Origin of the sequence: Dyella sp. (assembly GCF_035508675.1) — a bacterium.
GTDB lineage: Bacteria > Pseudomonadota > Gammaproteobacteria > Xanthomonadales > Rhodanobacteraceae > Dyella_B.
This window is the reverse complement of sequence record NZ_DATJMN010000188.1, coordinates 1-4291: the sequence shown is the minus strand read 5'-3', so window position 1 is coordinate 4291 and position 4291 is coordinate 1. Positions and strand designations below refer to the sequence as shown.

Here is a 4291-nt window from a genome sequence, read left to right as displayed (position 1 = left end):
TGACATGGTACGTGGCCGCACCAGCAGGGTGCGCACGCGATGATGCACGAGTGCGGCTTGTCGAGCCGCCGACTTCACCGGCACGAAGCGCATGCTCGGCCGCCAACGGCTTCACAAATCGCCGCGGCGTCCGCAACATCTGTCTTGCTGCGACGAACATATGGCTTGACGTAGGACGGCGGGATCAGCTGCGCCTGATGCCCAAACGTGATGCGCCGTCGCGCACTCCTCAAGGCTCACGAGGCATCGTGGAAGAGCAGCAAAAAGGGTGCCAACCTCCTCCCGCTGAAGCTTGCGCCGCACGACGCCCCGGCCGCCGGCGTCTGCGCCGTGAACCTAGAAGACGCGCTTGGCGAGATCAAAACCAATCGTGGTAGCCGGCATGGTGGGCAGCTCCTCTTTTCTGGCGTAATCCAACGACCACCATGTGAGGCATTCGACGCCGTTCAGTAGCGGCCGTCCACTGCATCGACTCCAATGCTCCCGCGCGACAGGTTGTGGATGTACCAATTAGATATGCCCTGTGGCCGGCGGCCGAAACTAGTGAGAAATATCTCACAAGGATGACCAGGTTTCTGCGCTCACGGCCCACGTGTGCATGAATCGGACGGAGGTCAGCATGAAGGTAGTTCTGTTTTGTGGCGGTTTGGGGTTGCGGCTGCGTGACTACGCCGATCACATTCCAAAACCTATGGCACCCATCGGCTACCGGCCCATTATCTGGCACGTGATGAAGTATTTCGCTCACTTTGGTCATCGGGACTTTATCCTCTGCCTTGGCTATCGAGGCGACTTAATAAAGCAGTACTTTCTGGACTATAATGAGTGTGTATCAAACGACTTCGTCCTCTCGAACGGAGGCAAGAGCCTAGATCTCGTTAACAGTGACATCGACGATTGGCATATCACATTTGCCGAAACGGGGTTTCGCGCAAACATTGGAGAGCGTCTTGTGGCGGTTCAAAAGTACCTTGGAGACGATGCAGTATTCCTAGCTAACTACTCAGACGGGCTCACAGATCTGAATTTTAATCAATATCTGGAGTACGCGCGCGAGCACAACAAGGTAGCAACTTTCGTGAGTGTCAAACCTAGCTTGAGCTACCATATAACGCGCACAGATGATACCGGGCTTGTCACCGGCATTGATGAGGTGGCACACAGCGGCATACGGATCAATGCGGGCTTTTTTGTCCTAAAGAGGGAGATCTTCAACTATTTCCGACCAGGCGACGAGCTGGTGATAGAACCGTTCCGGCGCTTGATCCGGGAGAGGCAATTAGCCTCATACGAGCATGATGGATTTTTCGCCGCCATGGACACGTTCAAAGACAAGCAGCTTCTAGACAACCTGTACGAGGCCGGCAATCCTCCGTGGGAGGTTTGGAGAAGAACGGGCGAGAAGACAAGGGGTATGCAGCTCGGCCGTGAACATAACCTAGTGGACAGCAAGACCTGAGTTCGTATGGGTTCGTAAGTAATTTGTCCACCCGCTGCACCGACCCCCTGGATTAAGGTTCCAATGGCCAAAGTCGGTTGCAGATCCGGATTGGTCCATCCTTGCGGACTTTGTCAGCTGCTGGCCCAAATAACGGCAGGTATGGGTTCGTTGATCGAGTGGCGCCGATAGAGGAGCCGACGTGAGAAAGAGCCGGTTCACAGAGGAACAGATCATCGAGATTCTGCAGGAGCAGGAAGCAGGAATGAGGACGGCGGAGGTGTGCGCCAAGCATGGCATTTCGGCGCCGACCTTTTATGGATGGAAGGCGAGATATGGCGGGCTCAGCGTGACGAATTCCAAGCGGCTAAAGCAGCTCGAGCAAGAGAACCGCAACCTAAGGCGGCTGCTGGCTGAAGCATTGCTGGATAACGCCGTCATGAAGGGCAGCACGTGCCAAAAGCGGCAGTGAAGTGGACCCCGGGATTTGGGACTGGCGAGGTCGGCCGTTCCGTTTGGTGGACGGAGCGGACCATGAGCGAGCGAAGGCGACGGATCGACCCAGTACCAAAGGCGAAAACAGCGCTGCGGGAAGAAACGAGACCTGGCGAAGCGCTACGACGTACTTCCGAACCACTTCTATGCGTGGAGGCGCGCAGCTACAGGAGCAGGTGGCGTGGGCGCGCTCGAACCGCGCGACCGGGACGCCAAGGGACTGGCGCGAACGCGAGATCGAGAATCTGCATGTGAAGATCCGCCAGTCGGCGGTAGGGCCGGATTTCTAGCCCAGAGGTCAGGAAGATGAGCCTCCACCCGGCGAGCCCGGCTCGATACACGGCGTTCCAGGGTTTACTGTAAAGCGGCAGCATCTATTTTCCACGTGCGGCAACAGTCGAAAAAAGCGATGCAATACATATACTCTCTCCCAGCCTGGCCATCGTTCAAGGACAGGGGTCTATCAGGATATTCCTTCGGACCACTGAAGCAGGACCTTGACGTCTACTACGTCAAGGTTAAGATGGGGCACGATACTTTTATGGTGAGCAAGAGAATTGCTCGGACCTACTATATTCTGTCGGGGAGCGGCTATTTCTCTATAGGCGGCCACAGGTACGATGTCGAGCCGGGCATGCTCGTGGAAGTTCCGCCGAGAGTAGAATACTCCTACTCGGGCGAGATGATAGTTATAGTCTTTGCAAGGCCACGCTGGTTTGTTGGCAACGACAGATTTACCAAGTGGAATCCTGATGTGGTGGTAGCTGAGCCGACTTGCGTGCCGAATAATCGGTCATGGCCCGCACGACTGATGCAGCTCAGAGTTTTTGGAAAATCGCCAGTTGGCGCATATTTAAGGCTCAACCAACAGTTACGGAATAACCTTCCTCTACGATTTACATCTTCCGAACTGATGACGTCTTATGGAAGGTTCTTACATAAGCTCGCCCGCTTGCGGGGTGATCGGGCACAGGCGTGCAGCACATTCTTCCTTCGCAACCGGCCGATGCTTGAACTGATCCAGCGTCTAGCCTGGCGATCCCTCAACATCGACGGGTTAAGAGTGGCGGTGCTCGGCTGCAGCACCGGAGCCGAGGTCTATTCTGTGGCATGGAAAATCCGGTCCGCAAGGCCGGATTTGAAATTGACATTGCGTGCGGTCGACATCTCTAGCGAGGCTATAGAGATTGCCAGAGCGGGAGTGTATCACCTTGAACCGACACAGGTAGGAGAAACAAGCATTCTCGAACGTATGTCAAATTGTGAGATCAAGGAGATTTTTCAGAGAAGCGGGAATGCAATGACCGTCAGACCCTGGCTCAGGGAAGGAATTGAATGGCATGTCGCCGACGTGGGAGAAGCGGCAATAAAAGACGTTTTGGGACCGCAGGATATCGTGATCGCCAGCAATTTTCTGTGTCATATGCAGCCTTTTACCGCCGAGATGTGTTTGCGCAATATAGCCCAATTGGTGACCCCAGGCGGATATCTGCTGGTGTCCGGAATCGACTTGGACGTTCGCGCGAAAGTCGCGGGCAATTTGGGATGGCGCCCAATGCAGGAATTGCTTGAGGAGATCCACGAAGGAGATCCATGCATGAGACGCCTCTGGCCTTGCCACTATGGTGCATTGGAACCATTGAACACTGCACGAAGTGACTGGACACGTCGCTATGCCGCTGCATTTCAAATAGGCGCCGCCGACTGAAACGAAAACCTCGCTGCCGGCCCTGGACAAACCCGCTTGCCAAAGGCGCGATGAAGGATCTAAAGCAGAATAAAATTCGTGGTAATCGAGCAAGGCTCTGCGTGCGCCGCTGTTCGGCGCTGGCAAACAATGCAGCCTTGCACCAAGAGCTACGTTCGACGGTGTTGGTGTTCATCTCCAGCCCGCCATCATCCAGCGGCGCGGATGGTTCGGCCACCACTGCCTCAGGTCTGCGACGTCGCCTCGTCGCCGAGCTGCCGCCGAAGCGGCTGCGCTGCAGCGCCGCGATAATTGGCCGCTGGCGTTCGATCTCGGCCAGTGCCGCACGCAGCGTCCGCTGCAAGGCAGCCAGATCGTCCGACGGTGGAAGGAAATGACGGACCGGGCCAACCATGCTCAGCCCGCCATTTCGGGGCGCACGCTTCACTCGCTCGACCAGGTCAGACCGTGGCACAATCGGTGTGGCGACACGGGCGGCTCACTCATCAGCCCGAGGCCGAGAAGCCTGCCTGCGCGGCGACAATCTGGGCGGTTGGTCAGCAACTGGTGACGCCAGCCATGCAAGCCGGCCGGGGCTGATCCCATGCTTGCGCGCGCGACGCTCGCCACGCATGATTACCTCGACGCGGCGCGGACGAGCACTAATGTGA

General features: G+C 56.6%; 2 protein-coding genes and 2 pseudogenes. 3 read left to right on the top strand and 1 reads right to left on the bottom strand.

Features of this window, described 5'->3' with window-relative positions; all coding sequences use genetic code 11:
* Window positions 1–384: pseudogene (locus VMA74_RS10280) on the bottom strand (IS110 family transposase); the annotation flags it as partial.
* 235 nt (window positions 385–619) lie between these two features.
* Between VMA74_RS10280 and VMA74_RS10275 the strand changes: the two are divergent.
* The 3 genes and pseudogenes from VMA74_RS10275 to VMA74_RS10265 all read left to right on the top strand — a co-directional run bounded on the left by VMA74_RS10275 (window position 620) and on the right by VMA74_RS10265 (window position 3641).
* Window positions 620–1459: a sugar phosphate nucleotidyltransferase gene (locus VMA74_RS10275; protein ID WP_325366667.1), complete on the top strand. Its 840-nt coding sequence runs from the start codon at window positions 620–622 to the stop codon at window positions 1457–1459.
* A gap of 181 nt (window positions 1460–1640) precedes the next feature.
* Window positions 1641–1883, top strand: a pseudogene (locus VMA74_RS10270) (transposase); the annotation flags it as partial.
* 459 nt (window positions 1884–2342) lie between these two features.
* Window positions 2343–3641 carry a CheR family methyltransferase gene (locus VMA74_RS10265; RefSeq protein ID WP_325366666.1) on the top strand — a complete coding sequence of 433 codons (1299 nt, stop codon included), beginning with the start codon at window positions 2343–2345 and terminating at the stop codon, window positions 3639–3641.
* Window positions 3642–4291 lie beyond the last annotated feature (650 nt).

Coding starts and splice junctions, on each gene's coding strand:
- VMA74_RS10265 (WP_325366666.1), top strand. CDS start 2,343: ATGCAATACATATACTCTCTCCCAGCCTGGCCATCGTTCAAGGACAGG.
- VMA74_RS10275 (WP_325366667.1), top strand. CDS start 620: ATGAAGGTAGTTCTGTTTTGTGGCGGTTTGGGGTTGCGGCTGCGTGAC.